The sequence below is a fragment of the Haloarcula pellucida genome (assembly GCF_014647235.1).
GTDB lineage: Archaea > Halobacteriota > Halobacteria > Halobacteriales > Haloarculaceae > Haloarcula > Haloarcula pellucida.
In genome coordinates, this window is record NZ_BMOU01000006.1 from 243,807 (window position 1) to 262,734 (window position 18,928).

At 69.1% G+C, this 18,928-nt stretch carries 23 protein-coding genes; 12 read left to right on the forward strand and 11 right to left on the reverse strand.

From position 1 onward, the window contains the following. The first annotated feature begins 115 nt into the window (after window positions 1–115). The 8 genes from IEY28_RS17945 (at window position 116) to IEY28_RS17980 (ending at window position 5,777) form a co-directional block, all read left to right on the forward strand. Window positions 116–364, forward strand: coding sequence for a PRC-barrel domain containing protein (locus IEY28_RS17945; RefSeq protein WP_189001186.1), 249 nt, complete (start codon window positions 116–118; stop codon window positions 362–364). A 118-nt stretch (window positions 365–482) separates the two neighbouring features. Beyond that, on the forward strand, window positions 483–1,121 hold the full coding sequence (locus IEY28_RS17950; RefSeq protein ID WP_189001188.1) for an HAD family hydrolase: 639 nt from the start codon (window positions 483–485) through the stop codon (window positions 1,119–1,121). Beyond that, window positions 1,118–2,035: an adenosylcobinamide-phosphate synthase CbiB gene (gene cbiB / locus IEY28_RS17955; protein ID WP_189001403.1), complete on the forward strand. Its 918-nt coding sequence runs from the start codon at window positions 1,118–1,120 to the stop codon at window positions 2,033–2,035. Before IEY28_RS17950 ends, cbiB begins: the two co-directional genes overlap by 4 nt. Next, window positions 2,026–2,799 (forward strand): adenosylcobinamide-GDP ribazoletransferase, encoded by a 774-nt coding sequence (cobS, locus tag IEY28_RS17960; protein ID WP_189001190.1) that lies wholly within the window; start codon window positions 2,026–2,028, stop codon window positions 2,797–2,799. The genes cbiB and cobS overlap by 10 nt, the downstream gene beginning before the upstream one ends. Before the next feature lie 2 nt (window positions 2,800–2,801). Beyond that, window positions 2,802–3,341, forward strand: a complete 540-nt coding sequence (locus IEY28_RS17965; RefSeq protein WP_189001402.1) for an NTP transferase domain-containing protein — start codon at window positions 2,802–2,804, stop codon at window positions 3,339–3,341. A 41-nt stretch (window positions 3,342–3,382) separates the two neighbouring features. Further along, window positions 3,383–4,429, forward strand: a complete 1,047-nt coding sequence (cobD, locus tag IEY28_RS17970) for a threonine-phosphate decarboxylase CobD (RefSeq protein ID WP_189001192.1) — start codon at window positions 3,383–3,385, stop codon at window positions 4,427–4,429. Then, complete coding sequence (locus IEY28_RS17975) at window positions 4,422–5,117, forward strand: adenosylcobinamide amidohydrolase (RefSeq protein ID WP_189001194.1); 696 nt, start codon at window positions 4,422–4,424, stop codon at window positions 5,115–5,117. The genes cobD and IEY28_RS17975 overlap by 8 nt, the downstream gene beginning before the upstream one ends. Window positions 5,118–5,126: 9 nt before the next feature. Then, complete coding sequence (locus IEY28_RS17980; RefSeq protein ID WP_189001196.1) at window positions 5,127–5,777, forward strand: cob(I)yrinic acid a,c-diamide adenosyltransferase; 651 nt, start codon at window positions 5,127–5,129, stop codon at window positions 5,775–5,777. A gap of 11 nt (window positions 5,778–5,788) precedes the next feature. Here the strand turns inward: IEY28_RS17980 and IEY28_RS17985 are convergent, their stop codons facing one another. Beyond that, a complete protein-coding gene (locus IEY28_RS17985) occupies window positions 5,789–6,058 on the reverse strand; it encodes a DUF8152 family protein (RefSeq protein WP_189001198.1) in 270 nt (89 codons plus the stop codon). Between the two features lie 76 nt (window positions 6,059–6,134). Between IEY28_RS17985 and IEY28_RS17990 the strand changes: the two genes are divergently transcribed. Genes IEY28_RS17990 through IEY28_RS18000 form a run of 3 tightly spaced genes read left to right on the forward strand, consistent with a single transcriptional unit; the run spans window position 6,135 to window position 8,965 of the window. Next, a complete protein-coding gene (locus IEY28_RS17990) occupies window positions 6,135–7,610 on the forward strand; it encodes a cobyric acid synthase (protein ID WP_189001200.1) in 1,476 nt (491 codons plus the stop codon). Between the two features lie 57 nt (window positions 7,611–7,667). Beyond that, entirely contained in the window at window positions 7,668–8,435 is a 768-nt protein-coding gene (locus tag IEY28_RS17995; protein ID WP_189001203.1) for a nucleotide-binding protein, read from the forward strand. Then, window positions 8,432–8,965: a DUF8054 family protein gene (locus IEY28_RS18000; RefSeq protein WP_189001206.1), complete on the forward strand. Its 534-nt coding sequence runs from the start codon at window positions 8,432–8,434 to the stop codon at window positions 8,963–8,965. Before IEY28_RS17995 ends, IEY28_RS18000 begins: the two co-directional genes overlap by 4 nt. A 9-nt stretch (window positions 8,966–8,974) precedes the next feature. Here the strand turns inward: IEY28_RS18000 and IEY28_RS18005 are convergent, their stop codons facing one another. The 6 genes from IEY28_RS18005 to IEY28_RS18030 all read right to left on the reverse strand — a co-directional run bounded on the left by IEY28_RS18005 (window position 8,975) and on the right by IEY28_RS18030 (window position 13,459). Further along, on the reverse strand, window positions 8,975–9,208 hold the full coding sequence (locus IEY28_RS18005) for an HTH domain-containing protein (RefSeq protein WP_189001209.1): 234 nt from the start codon (window positions 9,206–9,208) through the stop codon (window positions 8,975–8,977). A gap of 45 nt (window positions 9,209–9,253) precedes the next feature. Further along, entirely contained in the window at window positions 9,254–10,687 is a 1,434-nt protein-coding gene (locus IEY28_RS18010; RefSeq protein WP_220639464.1) for a carotenoid oxygenase family protein, read from the reverse strand. Window positions 10,688–10,949: 262 nt separating this feature from the next. After that, entirely contained in the window at window positions 10,950–11,744 is a 795-nt protein-coding gene (locus IEY28_RS18015) for a helix-turn-helix transcriptional regulator (protein WP_189001215.1), read from the reverse strand. Between the two features lie 56 nt (window positions 11,745–11,800). Next, window positions 11,801–12,322 (reverse strand): DUF7261 family protein, encoded by a 522-nt coding sequence (locus tag IEY28_RS18020; protein ID WP_189001218.1) that lies wholly within the window; start codon window positions 12,320–12,322, stop codon window positions 11,801–11,803. Continuing rightward, window positions 12,319–12,723, reverse strand: coding sequence for a DUF7262 family protein (locus tag IEY28_RS18025; protein WP_189001221.1), 405 nt, complete (start codon window positions 12,721–12,723; stop codon window positions 12,319–12,321). Before IEY28_RS18025 ends, IEY28_RS18020 begins: the two co-directional genes overlap by 4 nt. Then, entirely contained in the window at window positions 12,716–13,459 is a 744-nt protein-coding gene (locus IEY28_RS18030) for a DUF7263 family protein (protein WP_189001224.1), read from the reverse strand. The genes IEY28_RS18025 and IEY28_RS18030 overlap by 8 nt, the downstream gene beginning before the upstream one ends. On the opposite strand from IEY28_RS18030, the gene IEY28_RS18035 reads away from it, so the two are divergent. Then, window positions 13,440–13,649 carry a hypothetical protein gene (locus IEY28_RS18035; RefSeq protein WP_189001227.1) on the forward strand — a complete coding sequence of 70 codons (210 nt, stop codon included), beginning with the start codon at window positions 13,440–13,442 and terminating at the stop codon, window positions 13,647–13,649. The two genes, IEY28_RS18030 and IEY28_RS18035, sit on opposite strands and share 20 nt — an antisense overlap. A gap of 1 nt (window position 13,650) precedes the next feature. Here IEY28_RS18035 and IEY28_RS18040 read toward each other — a convergent pair whose 3' ends face one another. From IEY28_RS18040 to IEY28_RS18055, 4 genes are read right to left on the reverse strand one after another with little or no spacing between them, the layout of a single operon-like run. Then, the gene (locus IEY28_RS18040; RefSeq protein WP_189001230.1) at window positions 13,651–14,094 is read right to left on the reverse strand and encodes a DUF7266 family protein; all 444 of its coding nucleotides are present in this window, start codon (window positions 14,092–14,094) and stop codon (window positions 13,651–13,653) included. Then, the gene (locus IEY28_RS18045) at window positions 14,087–14,833 is read right to left on the reverse strand and encodes a DUF7289 family protein (protein WP_189001233.1); all 747 of its coding nucleotides are present in this window, start codon (window positions 14,831–14,833) and stop codon (window positions 14,087–14,089) included. The genes IEY28_RS18040 and IEY28_RS18045 overlap by 8 nt, the downstream gene beginning before the upstream one ends. After that, window positions 14,830–16,719 carry a type II secretion system F family protein gene (locus IEY28_RS18050; RefSeq protein ID WP_189001236.1) on the reverse strand — a complete coding sequence of 630 codons (1,890 nt, stop codon included), beginning with the start codon at window positions 16,717–16,719 and terminating at the stop codon, window positions 14,830–14,832. Before IEY28_RS18050 ends, IEY28_RS18045 begins: the two co-directional genes overlap by 4 nt. Next, a complete protein-coding gene (locus tag IEY28_RS18055) occupies window positions 16,709–18,925 on the reverse strand; it encodes a type II/IV secretion system ATPase subunit (protein WP_189001239.1) in 2,217 nt (738 codons plus the stop codon). The genes IEY28_RS18050 and IEY28_RS18055 overlap by 11 nt, the downstream gene beginning before the upstream one ends. Between the last annotated feature and the right edge of the window lie 3 nt (window positions 18,926–18,928).

An 18,928-nucleotide genomic window follows, 5' to 3' on the forward strand; every position in this document is an offset into this window, starting at 1 on the left:
TGGCCGATATGCGACTGGCGGGCGTTTACAACTTTCCGTTGGCTGGGTCACCGCTGGTGGAGTTGCGTGTGCAAGCACTACTGTGGTGTACGGCGCACTCCTCCGGTCGAGTGCAATGTCGACAGTCCAACTCACGAACGACGACATCGGGAAGCAGGTCGTCGCCGCCGACGGCACCGCGGTCGGCCTCGTCAGCGGCTACAGATACGGGACGGCCTACGTCGACCCCGACCCGGGAATAACGACCAAGCTCAAGACGGCGCTCGGTTGGGAGAACGTCGACGAGGAGGAGGGCTATCCGCTTCAGGAAGCGTCGATAGCCACCGTCACAGACGACGAGGTGCGACTGCGGTCGGACCTGTAACGCCGTCTGCAGTGCACTCCGTTTTCGACGCGCTTCGACCCCACTAGCACAGCGGTTCGCTCGTCGACTCCTCCACGCCACCGCACAGTTCAAGTGTGATTGCAGTAACCACACGGACGTGGCACTCTCCGTCGACCTGTTCGGGACGCTCGTGGACGCCGACCGGCCCGACGCGCCGTGGGACGCCGTGGCCGACAGCCTCGCTGCGCGGGACGTCCGCGTCCCCGACGACTGGGAAGCCGCCTACCGGCGTTCCCACCGCGAGTACGAGCGCGGTCGGGAGGCCCCGCTGGACGAACACGTCCGTCTCGCGCTGGCGAGCCGCGGCGTCGACGTCTCGCCCGACACTGCACGCGAGGCCGTGCTGGCGGCGTTCGACGCGCCGGTCACCGTCAGGGACGGCGCTCGCGACGTTCTCAGGGCCGCCCACGACCGCGGTGGAGTCGCCGTCTGCTCGAACTGCAGCGTCCCCGGACTGGTCGAGCGAACGCTCGCTCGGGCCGACCTCGGCCCCGAGACGGACCTCGGGCCGGATAGCGTCGTCACGAGCGTCGACTGTGGCTGGCGCAAACCCCACGAGCGAATCTTTCAGGCGGCGGCCGACGCGCTCGGCGTCCCGCTGTCGGAACTGGTCCACGTCGGCGACGACGCCCGCACGGACGGCGGGGCCGGCCGGGTCGGGGCGACGTCGGTCCTCCTCGACGACGCGTCGCTGGCGACAGTCGCCGACCGACTCCGGGAGGGGTCGCTGTGCTGACCGTGGCCGCCGCCGTCGTCGTCGCGGCGGTGCTGGAAGCGGCTATCGGCGAGCCACCGACGCGGCTCCACCCCGTCGCGTGGTTCGGGTCGCTGGTCGCGCCGCTGGACCGCGAGTGGTCGCGCCCGCTCGCAGTGGGTTCGCTCGCGGCGCTGGCGCTCCCCCTGTTCGCGGCGCTCGTTGCCGTCGCGACCGTCGCGACGGGCAGTACGGTCCAGCCGACACTTGGCGTTCTCCTCGCCGGCGTCGTCCTCTTCCTGACGACCAGCCTCCGGCGCCTGCTGGACGCCGCCCGGTCGGTCGTCGACGACACCGAGACGGACCTCGCGGCCGCCCGAGAGGGACTGCTCGCGCTGGCCGGCCGGGACGCCGGCGACCTCTCGCCCGCCCTCTTGCGGAGTGCGGCCGTCGAGAGCGCCGCCGAGAACCTCGCCGACGGACTGGTCGCCTCGCTCGGGGCGTTCGTCCTCGCGGCCGTTCTCGCGCCGCTCGTCGGGATCTCGGCGCTCGCACTGGCCGCCGCGGCGGCCGCGTGGGTCAAGGCGGTCAACACGATGGACTCGATGCTGGGCTACCGCTCGAAACGCGTCGGGACCCCGGCCGCACGACTCGACGACGCCGTGATGTGGCTTCCGGCCCGCGTGAGTGCGCTCTTGCTCGCCGTCGCGTTCGGGGACCTGCGCTCACTTACGCGCGCTCACTCGTGGCTGGACCGCGTCCCCTCGCCGAACTCCGGGTGGCCGATGGGCGTCGCGGCGGCCGCCCTCGACAATCGACTGGAGAAGCCCGGCGTCTACGTCCTGAACGCCGACGCGCCGCTCCCGACCGTCGCGAGCGCCCGACGCGGCGTTCGACGGGTCGGCCTCGCCGGCCTCCTCTCCTACGCGCTGGCAGGGGTGGTGACGTGGCTCTGAGCGCGCTCCGCGGCGCGCTGGGATTCCTCTCGCGACTCCCCGTCGGCCACAGCGAGACGGCGTGGGACGCCTTCACCGCGACGCCTGCCGCCTTCCCGCTTGCAGGGTACGTCGTCGGCGCGCTGGTCGCGATTCCGTTCCTCGCCGCCGGAGTGCTGCCGGCGCCAGTCGTCGCGGGGGCGTACCTCGCAGCTGTCGTCGTCGTCACCGGCGTCAACCACGCCGACGGCCTCGCCGACCTCGGGGACGCCGCCGTCGTCCACGGCGACCCCGCCGAACGCCGCGAGGTGATGCGTGATACCACCGTCGGCGTCGGCGCGGTACTCACACTCGGAACGGTCCTGCTCGGACTGGGACTGGGTGCGCTGGCGGTGGCGCGACTCCCGCTGCTGACCGCCGTCGCCGTCGTCCTCGCCGCCGAGGTGGGCGCGAAACTCGCGATGGCGACGCTGGCCTGTCTGGGGACACCGAGTCACGAGGGATTCGGGTCGACGATGCTCGATGGCAACGAGGCGACGGACCTCGTCGTTCCGCTTCTCGCGGCGGGTCCGTCGGCCCTCCTCGCGTTCCCCGCGACGGCCGTCGCGAGCGTCGCGAGCGTCGCTGTGGCCGTTTCGCTGAACCGGTGGGCAGACCGTCGACTCGGCGGCGTCGGCGGCGACGTGTTCGGCGCGGCCAACGAACTCGCTCGCGTCGTTGCACTCCACGCCGCTGTCGCGACGTGGGCGCTGACCGACTGGGGGGTGCTCGCGTGGACGCCCTAGTGCTGTGTGGCGGGCGGGGCACCCGACTCGACACAGCGGTGGAGAAGCCCCTGTTTCGGGTCGGCGGCGTCCCGATGGTCGACCGGGTGGTCGCTGCACTCGCCGAGAGCGGCGTCGAAGAGGTGTACGCAGCCACGTCACCGAACGCACCGGCGACCAGCGCCCACCTCGACGTCCCGGCTATCGAGACGCCCGGCGACGGCTACGTCGCGGACCTCGACGCGGCGCTTTCGGACGACCGCCTCTCGACGCCGGCGCTGACCGTCGCCGCGGACCTCCCCTTGCTCGACGGCGAGATACTCGACCGGGTGCTCGCTGCTCACGATGGCGGGTCGATGTCCGTGCTGACACCTGCCGCCCGCAAGCGCGACCTCGGCGTGAGCGACGACACGACCTTCGAGCGTGACGGTCGTGAAGTGGCGCCCACGGGGGTCAACGTCGTCGACGAGACGGGCGAGGACGCGTGGCTCACCGACGACGTTCGGGTGGCGGTCAACGTCAACACCCTCGCGGACGCCCGCGTCGCCGAGCAGTTTCTGTAGCGCGCGAAACTTTCTCGTCGGTCCTTCCCTTTGAGGACGGCATGGACCCGGACACAGTCGAGCAGTTGCGCGCCGCTGGCGAGTCGGACTCACACGTCGACGCCGATGGGCGTGTCCCGCACGGCAGCAGCGACGACCCGAACCTGCTCGACTTCAGCGCGAACACGAACCCCGAGGTACCGTCGGGTGCCGCCCGAGTGTTCAGCGCGGCCTTCGCGGCGTCACGGTCGTACCCGGCCGACGACTACGTGCAGTTTCGGACGGCCGCCGCCGAGTTCGTCGGCTGTGACCCGCTGCAAGTCATCCCGACCGCGGGCGGCCTCGAAGCGATTCGACTCGCGATACAGACGACGGTTCGGCGCGGCGAGAGCGTCCTCGTTCCGACGCCCAGTTTCGGCGAGTACGTCCGCGAGGTGCGGTTACAGGGCGGTGAACCCGCGCTCGTCGGTCACGACGAGATGCTCGACAGTGACCCCGCGCCACACGCGATGGCGATCGTCTGCAACCCGAACAACCCAACCGGCGACTGCTACGACGCCGAGGCTCTGCGAGCGTTCGCCGACCGCTGTCGGGCGGCAGACACCACGCTGCTCGTCGACGAAGCGTTCCTCGGGTTCACTGACGACCCCTCGCTGGCCGGCCGGACGGGCGTCGTCGTCGCTCGCTCGCTGACGAAACTGTTCGGCCTGCCGGGCGTCCGGATGGGCTACGCCGTCGCCAGTGAGGCGGCCCGGGACCGACTGGCGACCGCCCGGCGCGCGTGGTCGATGAGCGAACCAGCGGCGGCGGTGGGCGAGCACTGCTACCGGGACGAGGCCTTCGTCGAACGGACCCGAGAGCGGGTCGGTGACGAGCGCGAACGGATGTACGAGCGCCTGTCCTCGCGCTTTGGCGTGTATCCGTCCGACGCGCCCTTCCTCCTGTTCGAGGTGACGGATACGACCGTAGACGACCTGTTGCTGACCGCCCGGGAACGGGGTATCGCGCTCCGGGACGCCCGCACCTTCCGGGGACTCGACAGCCACGTCAGGGTCGCGGTTCGCACCCCCGAACAGAACGACCGACTGCTGGAGGCGCTGGGTGTTTGAGACGACCCGTCGGGACGGCATCGTACAGGCCCGACGAGAGGGAGCGCGCTGGCTCTCGACGGCGTGGGACGGGGGCTACCGCGACGCCGACGCCGTCTACAACGTCACGGTGCCGACCGGGTTCGAACGCACCGACCTCGACGCTTACCGCGCGGAGCGACTGGCCGACGCCGGGTTCTCTGTCGGGCCGACGCTGCTCACCGGTGTCCACATGGACCATGCCCGCCGTGCGGACAGCGGGCCGGTGACAGTGCTGGCGACAGCGGGCCTCTCGAATCCAGCGGCGTTGCCGATGGCCGACGAGGCGGAAGCCGGCACCGAGAGCGGCGACGCCGCCGACTGGCGACCCGGCACCGTCAACCTCGTCGTCGGCGCCGACCGGGCGCTTTCCGAGGGTGCGCTCGCCACCCTCCTCGCGACGGCCGTCGAGGCGAAGGCGGCGACGTTGCTGGACGTGGCCGGCGTCCCGGGGACCACGTCGGACGCCGTCCTCGTCGGATCGGTACCCGACGCCGACCGGGTCGCGTTCACCGGGAGCGCCACGGCGGTTGGGGCCGCGGCCCGGGCCTGTGTGAGAGACGCCGTGGTAGCGAGTCTCGATGCCCGCTACGACGAGGGCCCGCCCGGCGTCGACGAGGCCGAGTACGGCGTGATCACTGACCGTCAGACCGATGTTCGCGCCCCCTGAACTCCGGGTATGAGCGACAACACCGCCGGTCCGACCGCCGAATCCATCACGCCGAGCGCGCCCGAGGAGTTCGGCCTCGTGCAAGTGTGGTGGGGCGACGGCAAGGGCAAGACCACGGCGGCGCTGGGGATGGCGACCCGCGCCGTCGGCCACGGCTACCGCGTCCACCTCCTCCAGTTCATGAAGGGCGGCACCGGCACCGTCGAGGACGTTCGCGGCGAGTACAACGCTATCGCCGCCCTGCCGGGGTTCTCCTACGAGAACGCCGGCCACTACGGTTGGCACGGCTTCATGGACGGCAGCGACGACGGCGAACACGAGGCTCGCGCACAGGGCGCACTCGCTCGCGCCCGGGAGATCCTCGACGCCAGCGGCGAGGCCGACCTCTCCGAACCGCTCGACCCCGAGGGACCGCCCGAAGATGGCGTCAATATGCTCGTCGTAGACGAGATTCTGTACGCCGCCAATCGCGGCCTCGTCGACCCGGCGGACGTCGTCTCGCTCGTCGAGGCCAAACCAGACGACGTGGAACTCGTCCTCACCGGGGGCCACGAGCGCCCCGAGTACGTCTTCGAACGCGCCGACCTCGTCACCGAAGTCGGGAAAGTGAAACACCCGCTTGAGGCCGGCCACCCGGCGCGGAAAGGCACCGAGTACTGACGGTCGGCCGGCTACGACTCCGAGCGCAACTCCTCGAGGTGGACCCGTGCCGCCGCGATGTGGTCGTCGGCTATCTCGTCGCCGGTCCCGGCGACGTTGTCTAGCAACTCGGCAATCGTCTCTAGTCGTCGCCGCCGGACCGCCGGGTCGAGATCCCCCTCCGCCACGTCGCGCGCGACGGCCTCCGCCTCGCCGAGCCACCGACTTGCGGTCCGCTCGACGGGGCGCTCGCCGGTCGCGGCGAGGTGGTCGTAGACGGCACGCACTCGGTCGTCGGTCACGCCGTCGGCTTCGACCGGCGACCGGAAAAGCCCGCCGACGAACCACTCATTGTCGTGGGGGACCGAGAACCGGTCGATGGCCGATACCGTCCTCGTCGCCGGCACTGCTTCACACGTGGGAAAGAGTACGGTTGCGGCCGGTCTCTGTCGCCTGTTGGCCGATCGCGGTGTCTCCGTCGCGCCGTTCAAGGCCCAGAACATGAGCACGAACGCGCGAGCGACGCCCGGCGGGGAAGTCGGCGTCTCGCAGTACGTGCAGGCCCGCGCCGCCCGCGTCCCGGCGACGACGGACCACAACCCCGTCCTACTCAAACCCCGCGGCGACGGCGAGTCCCAACTCGTCGTCGACGGCGAGGCTGTCGCCGACGTCGCCGCGGGCGAGTACTACGAGAGTCACTGGGAGATGGCCCTTGACGCCGCCCGCGAGGCCCACGCGCGACTCGCCGCCGACCACGACGTCGTCGTCGCCGAGGGGGCCGGCTCTATCGCCGAAATCAACCTCCACGACCGCGACCTCGCGAACGTGGAGACGGCCCGCTTCGCCGACGCGGACATTCTGCTGGTGGCCGACATCGAACGCGGCGGCGTGTTCGCCTCGCTCGTCGGGACGCTCGAACTCGTCCCTGAGGACGTACGCGAGCGAGTCGTCGGCGCCGTCGTTACGAAGTTCCGGGGCGACCGCTCGCTGCTCGACCCCGGCCTCGACGCGTTCGAGGACCGCACCGGCGTCCCGGTCCTCGGTGTCCTCCCCTACGACGACCCGGGCCTGCCCGAGGAGGACAGCGTCGCCCTGCCATCCGTCGGCAAGCGGTCGGTCCGGGGTGCCGACGACGGCGTCCCCGACGACCGGAGCGTCACCGTCGCGGTGCCGCGACTCCCGCACATCTCGAACTTCACGGATCTCCAGCCCCTCGCCGCCGAACCCGGCGTCCGGGTCGCCTACGTCCCGCTTTCTGATTCGCTTGCCGACGCCGACGCGGTGGTCCTGCCGGGGAGCAAGAACACCGTCGACGACCTGCTGGCGCTTCGAGCGGCCGGCTTCGGCGACGCGCTCGCGGCCTTCGACGGACCGGTCGTGGGCCTCTGTGGTGGGTACCAGATGCTCGGCGAGGTGATTCTGAACGCGGCTATCGAAGGCTCCGGGGGGCAGGAGCGCGTCGACGGGTTCGGCGTCCTCCCGGTCCGGACCACCTTCTCGGCGGAGAAGACGGTCGAACACGTCACGCGGGAACTGGACGGCGCTGGCCCGCTGGACGGCGCAGCGGGGACCGTCGAGGGCTACGAGATCCACATGGGGGACTCCGAACCGACGGCCGACGTGGCCCGTCCGTTCGGCGGGGGCGGCGCGGCCACGACCACCGCCGTCGGGACGTACCTCCACGACCTCTTCGTGAACGACTGCGCACGCGATGCCTTCGTGAGAAACGCGTTCGAAACGGTCGGAAACGACTCTCCAGACGGCTCCGAGGTAGCCCGGCCCGACCCGTACGACCGAGCGGCGACGCTCGTCGAGTCCCACGTCGACCACGGGCCGCTGCCGGTCGAGTGGTAGTTTTTTCACCACGCGCTTCCACGAACTTTATATGCGAGCGAGCGGGCAGTAGGGAGCATGGTCGAAGTGTTCGCGGTCGCCAGTGGCAAGGGGGGGACTGGTAAGACCACGAGTACGGTCGCACTGGGGATGGCGCTCGCCGAGCGCTACGACGTGACCGTCGTCGACGCCGACACCGGGATGGCGAACCTGCTCTTTCACGCCGGTCTCTCTGAGGCGGAGACGACACTCCACGACGTACTGGCCGACGACGCCGCCGTCGCCGACGCGGCCTACGAGCGCTTCGGGATGACCGTCATCCCCTGCGGGACGAGTCTCGACGGGTTCCGTGACGCCGACCCGACGCGCCTGCGGGACGTGGTCGCGACGCTCGCGGCCGATACGGACGTCATCCTGCTGGACTCCCCGCCGGCGCTCGATAGCCGGGCGGCCGTCCTGCCGGTGGTGATGGCCGACCGCATCGTGGTGGTCCTCCAGCCGACGATTCCCGCCATCTCGGACGGCCTGAAAGTACAGGAGTACGCCACGTCCTACGGCACTGGCATCGCTGGCCTCCTGTTCAACAAGGTCCGGGAGGACGAACGCATCGACGACGTCACAGCGAAGACCGAACGCTACTTCGACGGCCCGACGCTCGCCGCCGTCCCGGAGACTGAACGGGCCCGCGAGGCCCGCCGGGCCGGCAGACCGCTCCTCGCTCACGCACCCGACTGTGCGGCCGCGACAGCGTACCACCGCGCGGCCGACGCGCTCTCGGTCGATCACGGAGAGTCCGGCGACGTCGCCGACCGGTTCCGCAGCGCGGTCATCCCGGAGACGCCATGAAGCTACCCCGCGGAACGCTCCGGAAGTCCCGCGTGGTGAGCGATCCACGCGAGACGCTCGCGGACGTCCTCGACCGGACGGTGACCGGCTACGCCGTCTTCGAGTCACAGGAGACGCTCTTGCTCGATGCCGACGGGCGCGGCGTCGTCACCTTCGAGGACGGTGTCCCGGTGCTGGCCTACCACACTGGCACCGACCGCGGCGGGCCGAGGGCGCTGGCCGACCTCGCCGTCCCCGGCCCGTACCACGTCTCCGTGTTCGAACTCGATACGGCGGACCTCGCCACCGCCCACGAGGCGGCGGAACTTCGGGTCCCCCCGGGGATGCCCGCCGAACGACTCGCAGGCGACCCGGCACTGGCAGACAGTACGCGGCGTGCGGCCCCGGACGACCGGACGCCGACGACGGCCCAGACGGCAGACGACCACAGTGCTGTCGAGGCGTTCCTGGAGAACGAGGAGAAGATAGCGGCGATTCGAGAACAGGCCCGCGAGGAGGCGCGCGCCCGAGCGGACGAGTGGGACTTCTGACCTGCGGCGTCAGTCAGTCCGGACCGGAATCCACCAGACGCGCGAGCGGCCGCCGACCTTTTTGCTCGTGATGTCCGTGTCCGATTCGAGACTGTGGAGTTTGTTCAACGCGGTGCGGCGGGAACAGCCGAGCCGGTCGGCGACTTCCGACGCAGTCAGGGGTTCGGCGTAGTCGCCCCGGTCTTTGAACACTTCGATGACGTCCGATTCGGTGTACTGGACCTCACGTCCGGGCGGTGACATAGACGAGAGAACGGCTGCCGGGTACTTAATTGTCGCCCGGGACAGTCACGCCATACTCCGCGTGGGAGCGTCGTCGGCGTAGAACTGGCCGTGGAATCCGTAGGGCACGCGATGCGGGAGCGGCGCACGGGCCAGTTCTGACATGGTCGCCGCGTCCAGTACGAGGAGGAACGACCGGTCACGCCTGCCGTCTAACACCAGACTCAGCACGACGCCGTCGTCCTCACTCCGGGCGTCGGGCCGCCGGACGAACATCGGTTCGCCCGGATACGTCTCCGGTTCGGACCACGCGACCGCTTTGCCGTCGGGAACCGACACCTTCGCCACCCGAGTGGGGAGGCTGGCCCCGCTCTTCGAACTCGTCTCGGCGACGTAGACGTAGTCGTAGGGCCGGCCGAGACGGCGAGGGTAGTCGACGACGGGGAACTCCAGTTGGCCCTCGCGAACGGTCTCGAACGTGGCCCGGCCACCGTTCAGTGGGAGTCGGTAGCGCCGGAGGTCCCCCTGTGGTACCGAGGGTGACTCGCTCCGGAGGTTCGCCAGTACGAGGTCGGTCACCGCCCGCTCGTCGGGATAGGCCACGAGGTCCACGACCAAGTCGTCGCCGTCGCGGAACGCGTTGGCGTGGTGGTAGACGAACATCGGGTCCGCCTCGACCCGCGCGACCACTGCCCCGGTCTCGCGGTCCACGACGACGAACTCGCCGACCCGGTCGAACCGCTCGAACGCGTCGAGAAGCGTCTGTCGCGTCGCGGTCCCGACGAGCAACGCGGTGCGGTCCAGTCCGAACGGCATCGACGGGATCACGGCGAACCGCTCGGTCAGGGCGAACGAGTGGACGTACGGGGCGTCGTCGAACGTGAGGCTCGCCGTCGTCTCGACGGTGGTGTCGTCCCGTCGGAACAGCGTGTAGGTCGTCTCGAGTCCGTAACTGACGCCGAGGTTCACCAGCGTCTCGCGTGCCGGGTCGTAGTGTGGGTGGCCCAGCGTCAGGTCGGCGTCGACACCGTCGGTCAGGTCGATTCGACCCGTCGTCGCGAGCGTCTCGGGGTCGACGGTCAGCGCAACGGCCGACTCGGTGACCGCCGCCAGTTCGTCGCCGAATCTGGCGACGCCGATGACCGGGTTGTCCGGGAACTCACTGGAGAGGGCCTGCCAAACGCGGGTCCAGACGGGACGGTCTGGCGGCGTGCCGGGGAACGGCGTTCTGACCCGGCCGCGGTCCCGCGCGAACTCGAAGTCCCGACTCCGGACGAAGCGGTTGGTGTAGACGACCCCGTCGTCGATGCGGAACCCGCGCAGCATCGCCAGCGGGTCGAACCAGTGTCGAAGCGCCGTCTCACCGACTTCGAACTGCCCCGGGCCGTTCTGGACGTACCGGCCGGTGAGCCACGCCGGCAGGTCGCCTTCCACGGGGAGACGCTCGCCGAGGACTTCCTCGCGCTGTGTCTCGAAGCCAATGCTATGCGTGGGACCCACACACACTTTACGGACGCGTCGGTCAAGAACGTGCGGACGACGCCTGCAAAGCCGGTGATTTCTGCGCGGTGTTACAGGGGCTGTAACATATATCAGCGGATAAGTATAGAACGTATCCCCCCGGAAAACTCGATGGGGAGAACCCCTCCACCTCATGTGGGCGCTCACGCTGGTGTCCGTGGTGCGCTCACGTTTGCGATTCCGCTTCGGCCTTCCCCCCGCTGACGTCAGTTAGGGTTGCACTCCATCAACTGGCGTCTTTTCAAGAGTAAACCGCCGAGAGCGGTTTTGCTCGGTCTCGATGTCGTTCGAACACCCCAGTTGCCCAGTCGACGACTTCCGCACCGCCCGTCTCCAGCAACGCCCTGATGTTGTTGTGTTCGTCGTAGGCCGCCAGACAACAGCGACTCGCCCCGTCGACGACGAGGCCGAACATGAGCGGGTCCTCGTGGATGTATATCGAAATCCGGTCGTGATCCAGCCCGTGTTCGAGCGCCTCTCCGTACTCCTGTTCGGACCGTTCGAGGACCGTCTGGTCGATGACGAACTCGATAGACGTACCCGAGGCCAGCAACTCCGCACCGACTTCGTTGAACGGCTGTGCGACGATCGGCGAGACCGCGCGGACGTCGCCGTCGACCGCCCGGAACCACTCGGTGAACCGATTGACCGCGGCCAGCGGGTTTCCGTCCGACCCGACGGTCAGTCGCCCGCTCTCTAGGGCCTCGGTCGGTAGGTCGTCGTCGATGGTGTCGAGGTGGGTCGCCAGCGGCCCGAAATCACGTGCCCGCTCAATCTCGGAGAGGAGCGACTGGTACTGCTCGCAGACGCGCCGGCCAGTCACCGTCGGCCGATACTCGCCGTCGCGTTTCACCACCCACTGCCGCTCTCGGAACCCCGCTAAGATGCGCTGAATCGTCGTCCGCGTGGCGTCGACCTCGTCACAGAGTTCACAGGGACGGGCGGACGATTCACACAGCGAGGACAGCACGCCGTAGCGTTGTGGCGAGCCGGTGAGGAACTGGACGTCCTCGAAATCTTCAGTACCTGGTTGCATACCCGTTGTTCGTTCATTGTTGGCCTGCATTGTTAGTGAATCGGTCGGCTCACTGGTCAGTGACCCATCGAATCGACCACCACGGTGATAGTCGTTTCTCCTCGCTCCGTGGTCGTGGTCACGTCGACGGCGACGCCGAGGACGTGCGTGCGGTCGGTCCGGTTCTGGACGACGACGCCGCGGTCGGCGACGCAGTCCCCGAACTGACGGTCCGGTCCGCTCGGACAACTGGCGTCGGCCCACGCGGTCGCGACGCTCGCGTTGTACGCTATCGCAGTGACGGTTCCGCGTTCGATGCGGTCGGTTCGGAGACGCGCCAGCGTCGGTCGCAACTCGTCGCGGACGGACGTGACTGCGACGGTGCGACGGGCCCACGAGTAGTCGCCGGGAACGTCACTGCTCGTCGTCGCGACGGCCCGGTCGAGCACTCGGAGCGTCTCCGCCGTCGGGTCGCCGTACTCGGCCGTCGCGCGCACGTCGTCGTGATACCCCAGTTGCAGGTACGCGAGGACGACGGGCGCGAGAGCCACGGCGACCAGCGCCGCGGCGACGAGCACCAGTTGGCCGCGCCGTCTCACGCGTACCACACCTCGATTCGGACGGTCCCGGACCCGGTCGAGACTGTCGCCGTCCCCGTCGTCACCTGTCCGGGAACCGGCGTTCCGACCGACCCGTGTGGCGTCTCGACGTGGAACAGGACGTTCTCGGGGAGGATACGCGCGACGCGTCGGTCGAGTGCGTGCCGCTCACGCTCGAAGGCGCGTTCGCTGACGACGACCTCCTGTAGCCGAGTCGTCCTGTCGTGGCGCGGCGGTTCGGTCGCCAGTATCGTCGCGGTGTCCTCGGCGTAAACCTCCAGTTGCGGGACCCGAGTGTCCGGCGCGGGCGTCCCGAGCGCGAACCCGAGTGCGACGCCCAGAATCAGGACGGCACCGAGCGCTACCTCGACGAGCGACAGCGGCAGTTGCGCCCTACGCATCGACGGTCACCGCCAGCGTGGCCTTGGTCGTCCGCGGGGCGTCGTAGGTGATCCGGACGCTCCCGTCCGGTAACTGCCCCGCCGTCTGGAACTGCAGTTGCGTCGTCTCGTAGGTCGGCAGGTCGACGGCGAAGGTCCCTCGAAGCCCACTCCCGTTGTGCAGCAGGACTCTGTCGTTCGCCCTGACGGTCCAGACGCTCGTTCCGGGCGGTGGGGTGATGGTTACCGTCGCGTTCTCGGCCCGGCGTGGGAGCGTGACGCTCGTCCCGTTCGGTTCGACCGTCGCTCGCGTCCGTCGCTCGACGAGGACGAGTCGGCGGATGGTGGTCCCATCTACCGTGTCACCGGTGGCCGCCAGTCGGGTACCGTCGAGTTCGACGGCGACGGCGTACTCACTGGCCGGCGGTGCTGTTCGGCGCAGCGCCGCCGCGTCGAACGACGCGACCCGGGACTGACTCAGGACGTTCGCGCGATCGGTCAGGGGTCCGTCGGCGTCGACTAACAGGTCGGCCGTCGCCGCCGCGACCCGGCGCTCGTCCGGTGTCCGGTCCGCGCTGGTGATGGCCGAATCGGCCATCGCGAGTCCCAGCGCGGTGACGACGGTCAGGAGCACGAGGGCGATGCCGACCGCTGGGAGGGTCGTCTGTGCGCGTCGCGGCGACGGCTTCGATTCGCGTCCCGATGCCGTTTTGACGCTGGCGAGTCCTTTCGCGGCCGTGCAGACCCTCGATCCCATGGACCTCCTGTTCGTCGGCGGGTTCGTGGCGGTGCTCTGTCTGGGTATCGCCGGTCTCGTCACTGTCGCCGCACCGGCGGGACTACCGGCGTTCGTATCGGCCCTCCGGGGGGCGTTCGTGCTGTTTGGCGCGGCGTTCCTCGCGCTGGGTGTCCTCGGGGCCGTCGCCGTGGCCCTCGTCGGCGACTGACTCATGCTTCCTCCAACCGGACCGTAACGGTCCCGTTCCCGCCACCGACGGTCACAACCGTCTCCTCGCCACTGTGCCACGTCCCGGAGAGTGCGGTCACGCGGTCGGATAGGACCGGTCGAGTCCGGCCACCGACGCCCTCCTCCGGGTGAACGAGGACTAACGCACCGCCGTCGGTCCGTATCTCGTAGGCCACCCCTTCGATAGTCGCCGGCAGGTCGACGCGATACGTCGCGGTCACCGACCGACCCGATGGCGGGACGGCCTGTTCGATACGTGCGGTTGCCTCCGCGAGGGTTCGCTCGCCGAGTTCCGCACCGACCGCGCTCCGATAGGCCGGTACGGCCCCGCCGTACAGCGTCGTGGTCAGGAGCGCGACGTACAGCAAGACGATGCCGATCGAGAGCACCTTCTCGACGACGGTGCTCAGGCCGCGGTTATCCACTTGCTACCTCCGTGTGCATCTCGTGGACGACCAGATGGAGCGTCTGCTGGCCGTCGACGTTCGCGACGACGCTCGGGACGCCGTCGCCGTCGATGTCCCTGACGCTGGTTCGCGCGCCGACCCGCCGGAAGTACCGCACCAACGGGCCGGGAGTCGCCGTTTCGACTGCGATGCCGTAGTCGGCGCTAGCGAGTCGTTCGTGGTCGTGGGTCACGTTCGTCCGGAGGAGTGCGGTCACACCGCCGGTTCCGCTCACCGTCGCCCCGCTCTCGTTCAGCGTCGGGACGCCGAGGACGAGCGTGCTGTTGTCCCGCGTGACCGTTAGTGATGGCTCCCGTACCTGCCACGCGTTGCCGGGGTTCCCCCGAACGACGCTGCCGCCCACGAAGGCAACCCGGCTCGGGCCAGAGGTGTACACCACTCCACCGACCTCGATGTGCCGCTGAACGCCGCTGGGCGTTAGTATCCGGAGGTCACGGGAGACAGTCGTCAACCGTCCGTCACTGAACCGAACGCGGACTCGGTTCGGACCCGTTCCTTCGACCGGTCGCAGTCCCTCCGCCAGCGCGCTCGCGACGCGGGCCTCGTCGGCCGTCGCCGTCTGGCCGTCGACGACACTACCGACGACGGCAGTGAGGCTGCCGAGTGCGACGGCAGTGATCCCGAGCAAGAGGACGACGCCGACGACGTGTGACTGCGCGCGGGTGGTCGCTCCCTGCTCGCGGCCGTCTCGACTCACAGGAGTCCCACCCCCGCGAACACGACGTAGGCGGCGAGTACCAGTGCGCTTGAGTGCAACAGCGCCTCGTAGAACCCGCGGCTGGCGGTACCGGCGAACCAGCCACAGGCGAGCATCGTCGCCTGCGTGACGACGTAAAAGCGGTAGCGCTCTCGCTCGGGGTCGATGACCGACGGGTCGAAGGCGACCGTCTGTCCGCTGGCGACCGACGATAGCTGCGCGAACTCCGAGAGGACGTAGACGTTGACGGCGACGGTGATACCGACGACGAGCAGCGCCGTCGTCCAGCCGACGGCGACGTACACGATGAGTGCGGCCCGGAGCGACTTGCGCTGGTGGTACAGTTTACCGATTTCGGTCTGGAGCGTCTCGAAGACGTCCTCGGCGTCACTCCCGGCGTCGAGGGCGCCGACGACCAGCCCGATCGTCTGCTCGGCCATCGGCGTGCCGACCCGGTCGACGAACTGGTCTAGGGCCGCTGCTCGCCGGTCGTCGGCCGCCTCCGTCGGACTGTCGCCCAGCGAGAGCGTAAACGCCAGCGACTCCACGTCTTCGGCGAGCGCGCCGAGTTGCACGTCGTCGGCGACGCGACGGACGGATTCGGGGAACGGCCGACCGAGCGCGACGTGACCGGCGACGGCGTGGACGAAGTCCTGTATCTCGCGGTCCTTCGCGTCGTCCCGTCGCGCCCGGCGGACGGCGACGGCGCCGACCGGGAGGCCGACGCCGACGTACGAGAGAAGCAGGACGTTGACGGGTCGGTAGCCGAGCAGCCAGCACCCGACGGCGAGGACGCCGCCCGCAGGCAGGCAGACTGTGAGGGTACTGGCGGGATTCGACGGTATCGTTCGAAGCGTCGCGAGTACTCCGCTCGGTCGCTCGTAACTCGGTGCGGCAGTGTTCCGTGGCCGGAGGGTCGTGACGACGAACGACGCGAGCAGCCCCGTCGCGAGGACGAACGCCGCACTCCCGTAGACGATGCCGCTGCGGACCGACACCGAACCGACGGGCGTCGCGACCGGTCGGGACAGGCCCGGTGCGAGCACGCCCATCACCGTCACGATGAGGACGACGAGCGCCGGGACGACCAGCAGGACGACGAACAGTTCCGCGAGCAGTTCGAGGTAGCCGGTCGCTCGCTCGTGCCGACGGCTCTGCTCGTGTGAGAGCAATCGGCCCTCCATCTCCAGATACCCCTCCAGCGCGTCGGCGCTCTGGTTCGCGTGTTCGCGGAACTTCAGGAGAAACGGCGCGAGCAGGTCGCGGGAGGGCGTCTCACTCGCCACTCGTTCGAGGCCGGCGTCCAAGCTCCCGGTCAGCGTACCGTGGTTGAGCGCCCGGCGGAAGGCGACGGCCGTCTCGCCGTACGCGTTCTGCTGAGCGACGGCCCGCAGCATCGCCCGTCGGTCGTGAGTCCCCGACGCGAGTACGCGGAGGTACCGCACTGCACCGGGCAGCGTCGCCGCGATGTCGGCCCGGCGCGCCGCCGCGACCCACGCGAGATAGCGGTTCCCGGCCACGAATACGAGCGACCGGAGGCCGACGCCGGCGAGGAGAGCCACCGACAGCGCCACGGCGACCCGCGGGGCCGTCGGGAGCGTGAGTCTGTCGAGGACTGGGAGGCTTCGAGCGAGCAGTGACACCGCTCGATCGAAGGTTCCGGCCGGCAGTGCCAGCGCCACCGTCCCGGTCACGAACGTGCCGGTGACGAGCGCGAACCACGCGAGGCCGTACACGCGGGCGACGTAGAGGTCGAACCCGGTGTCGGGATTGGCAGCCCGATAGCGCTCTCTGGTGGTCGCGTGTCCCTCGTCGTTGGCGTGATGAGCAAAGAGCGCGTACAGCCCTCTGTCGAGCAGTCCGAGCGTCGGGCCGTCAGTCGCCATCTTCACCGACCTCTATGTGCAACGGGTCCGCCGTCGCTTCCGTTCGGCGGAGGCGTTCGACCGTCGCGGCCTCGTTCGTCTCTAAGTCCGCGAGGACGCCGAACAACTCGGTGAAGTCCGTGACACCCTCTCGGACGAGATACTGGACGTAGCGGTGGCGGCGGTGGAACGTCTCTTCGACGGCTTCGACCGGTTCGTCGCGAAGCGTAGCGAGGCGGTCGAAGACGTCGGTCCCGACCCGTCGATGGTCGTCGCCCAACTGTGGGTGGTCGTAGGCCAGTTCGAACGTGCCGTCACGGCCACGACGGCAGAGCGTGTTGTAGTGAATCGTCTCGCCGTCTTTCTCGATGGTCTCACAGCGGTCGTGGATTGGATCGTCGACGAACTCGACCACCTCGCCGACGTAGCGGTCCCCGCCGACGTGGCGCGGGAAGACGACGAGGTCTATCTCCTCCAGCAGATACGTCGGGACGCCCTTCTCGATGACGCGGTTCACGAGTGTCTCGATGTCCGCGGCGTGGGTCGTCCCGAGGACGCCGTGGCCGGTGTTGAGCGTCTCCGCGAACGTCTCGAAGGAGGCCGGCGTGTTTATCTCGGCGATGACCTCCACGTCGGGGTTCAGGTAGTTACACTGTGTCATGAGGTCCGCCATCGTCACGCGGCGGTGGTCTCGCTCGTGGTCGCGGGTCGTCAGTGACACCCCCGTCTCGTGTGGGATCCGCACCTCGCGCGACCCCTCGTCGATGCTGATGGGACGGTCCCGATACGGGATGAACGGCATGTGGGCGTTCAGGAGCGTCGTCTTGCCCGCGCCGGTTGGTCCCGAGAAGAGGACGACGCCGTGGGACTCGTACAGCAGCCACAGGAGTGCGACCAGTTCCGTCGGCAGCGAGTCTCGTTCGACGAGGTCGACCGGCGTCATCGCGTCGGCGGACTGCTTCCGAATCGAGATGTGTGGCCCGTCCTCGCTGATGGTGGGAAGTGCCACTGCACACCGGATGGTCTCCTCGCTGTCGTGGACGCCGCCCTCGGGGTCGATGTTCACCTTCGCGCTCGGGTTCGAAGCGTTGAGTTCGGTACCGTCGTCGGCGGCCAGTTGCGTGACGACGTTGACGAACGCGCTCTCCGAGTCGAACGAGAGGTTCGTCGGAACCCGGCCGTCGTGGCCGAGGTCCGTTCGCGGGAGGACCTTCACCCGTTCGCCGACGCGGTTGGCCTCGATATCTTCGAGCGTGTGGTCTCGGATGGGGATGGTGAGTTTCCCGTGACCGACGAGATCGCGGAGGACGTAGTAAAGCAGGTCGTCCAGTCTGTCGTCGGCGAAGCGGCGGTCGACGGGCGGCACCGCGAGGTCCAGTTCGGAGAGCGCTGCTCGGACCCGATAGCGTGCGGCATCTAGCCACTCGGTCGTGTTGCGCACTGTCAACTGGCGGGCCAACAGCGAACTGGCGCGGTCGCGAACGAACGCGACGCTGTCCTCGACGAGACCGTCGACGCTCGTCTCCCAGACGCGCTCTTTGCACGCCTCGATGAGTTCCTCGTCGCCGGGCAGCAGGTCCGGTTCCCGGACGGCGTACTTCGTCGTGAACGGGTCGCTCCCGAGCAGGTGTTCGCGGTAGACGACCACCGGCACCTCGAACTCGTGGAACCGAACGGTGTGTCGGCCGACGCGTTCGCTGGCGAAGCGGTCGATGTAGTCCGGGTCCGCTCCGAGATCGGTCTCGACGGGTGCGTAGTCCTCGGTGTGGACCACGACGCCGTCGTCGGTCACGTCGGCGACGTCGATGCGGTCGTCGAGTGCGTACGGCGTCAACTCGCCGAGACACGCCAGCGAACACAGCGCGTGATAGGCGATGCGGCGCCGGGTCGCCGGCGAGCAATCGACCAGTCGGTCGATGACGCGGCGGTGTTTCGGGTCGAAGCCGCTGTCCATCCGTTCGATAGCACCTTCGCGCGTGCGCGGTCGCTCGATGTTCGCGCCGTCGAAGTACGACTCGACGGTCGTCAGCATCTCGGTCGCGTCTGGTCCGAGGACCGGTTCGCGGACTTCGTACTGGAACCTGTCGTCTCGCCGGACGGTGACGACGACGCCCGGGTAAATCTCGTCCTGCTCGCGGACGCCCGGCGCGTACCACGCGTCGGCGTCGTCCGGTGGTACCGGTGCGGGCACTGCTGCCGTTCCACCCTGTCTCCCCACTCCACTCATTAC

Bases quoted from the DNA above. Each gene is read 5' to 3' on its own strand.
- IEY28_RS17945 (WP_189001186.1), top strand. From the start codon at position 116: ATGTCGACAGTCCAACTCACGAACGACGACATCGGGAAGCAGGTCGTC.
- cobD (WP_189001192.1), top strand. From the start codon at position 3,383: ATGGACCCGGACACAGTCGAGCAGTTGCGCGCCGCTGGCGAGTCGGAC.
- IEY28_RS17980 (WP_189001196.1), top strand. From the start codon at position 5,127: ATGAGCGACAACACCGCCGGTCCGACCGCCGAATCCATCACGCCGAGC.
- IEY28_RS17990 (WP_189001200.1), top strand. From the start codon at position 6,135: ATGGCCGATACCGTCCTCGTCGCCGGCACTGCTTCACACGTGGGAAAG.
- IEY28_RS17995 (WP_189001203.1), top strand. From the start codon at position 7,668: ATGGTCGAAGTGTTCGCGGTCGCCAGTGGCAAGGGGGGGACTGGTAAG.
- IEY28_RS18000 (WP_189001206.1), top strand. From the start codon at position 8,432: ATGAAGCTACCCCGCGGAACGCTCCGGAAGTCCCGCGTGGTGAGCGAT.
- IEY28_RS18005 (WP_189001209.1), bottom strand. From the start codon at position 9,208: ATGTCACCGCCCGGACGTGAGGTCCAGTACACCGAATCGGACGTCATC.
- IEY28_RS18015 (WP_189001215.1), bottom strand. From the start codon at position 11,744: ATGCAACCAGGTACTGAAGATTTCGAGGACGTCCAGTTCCTCACCGGC.
- IEY28_RS18025 (WP_189001221.1), bottom strand. From the start codon at position 12,723: ATGCGTAGGGCGCAACTGCCGCTGTCGCTCGTCGAGGTAGCGCTCGGT.
- IEY28_RS18030 (WP_189001224.1), bottom strand. From the start codon at position 13,459: ATGGGATCGAGGGTCTGCACGGCCGCGAAAGGACTCGCCAGCGTCAAA.
- IEY28_RS18050 (WP_189001236.1), bottom strand. From the start codon at position 16,719: ATGGCGACTGACGGCCCGACGCTCGGACTGCTCGACAGAGGGCTGTAC.
- IEY28_RS18055 (WP_189001239.1), bottom strand. From the start codon at position 18,925: ATGAGTGGAGTGGGGAGACAGGGTGGAACGGCAGCAGTGCCCGCACCG.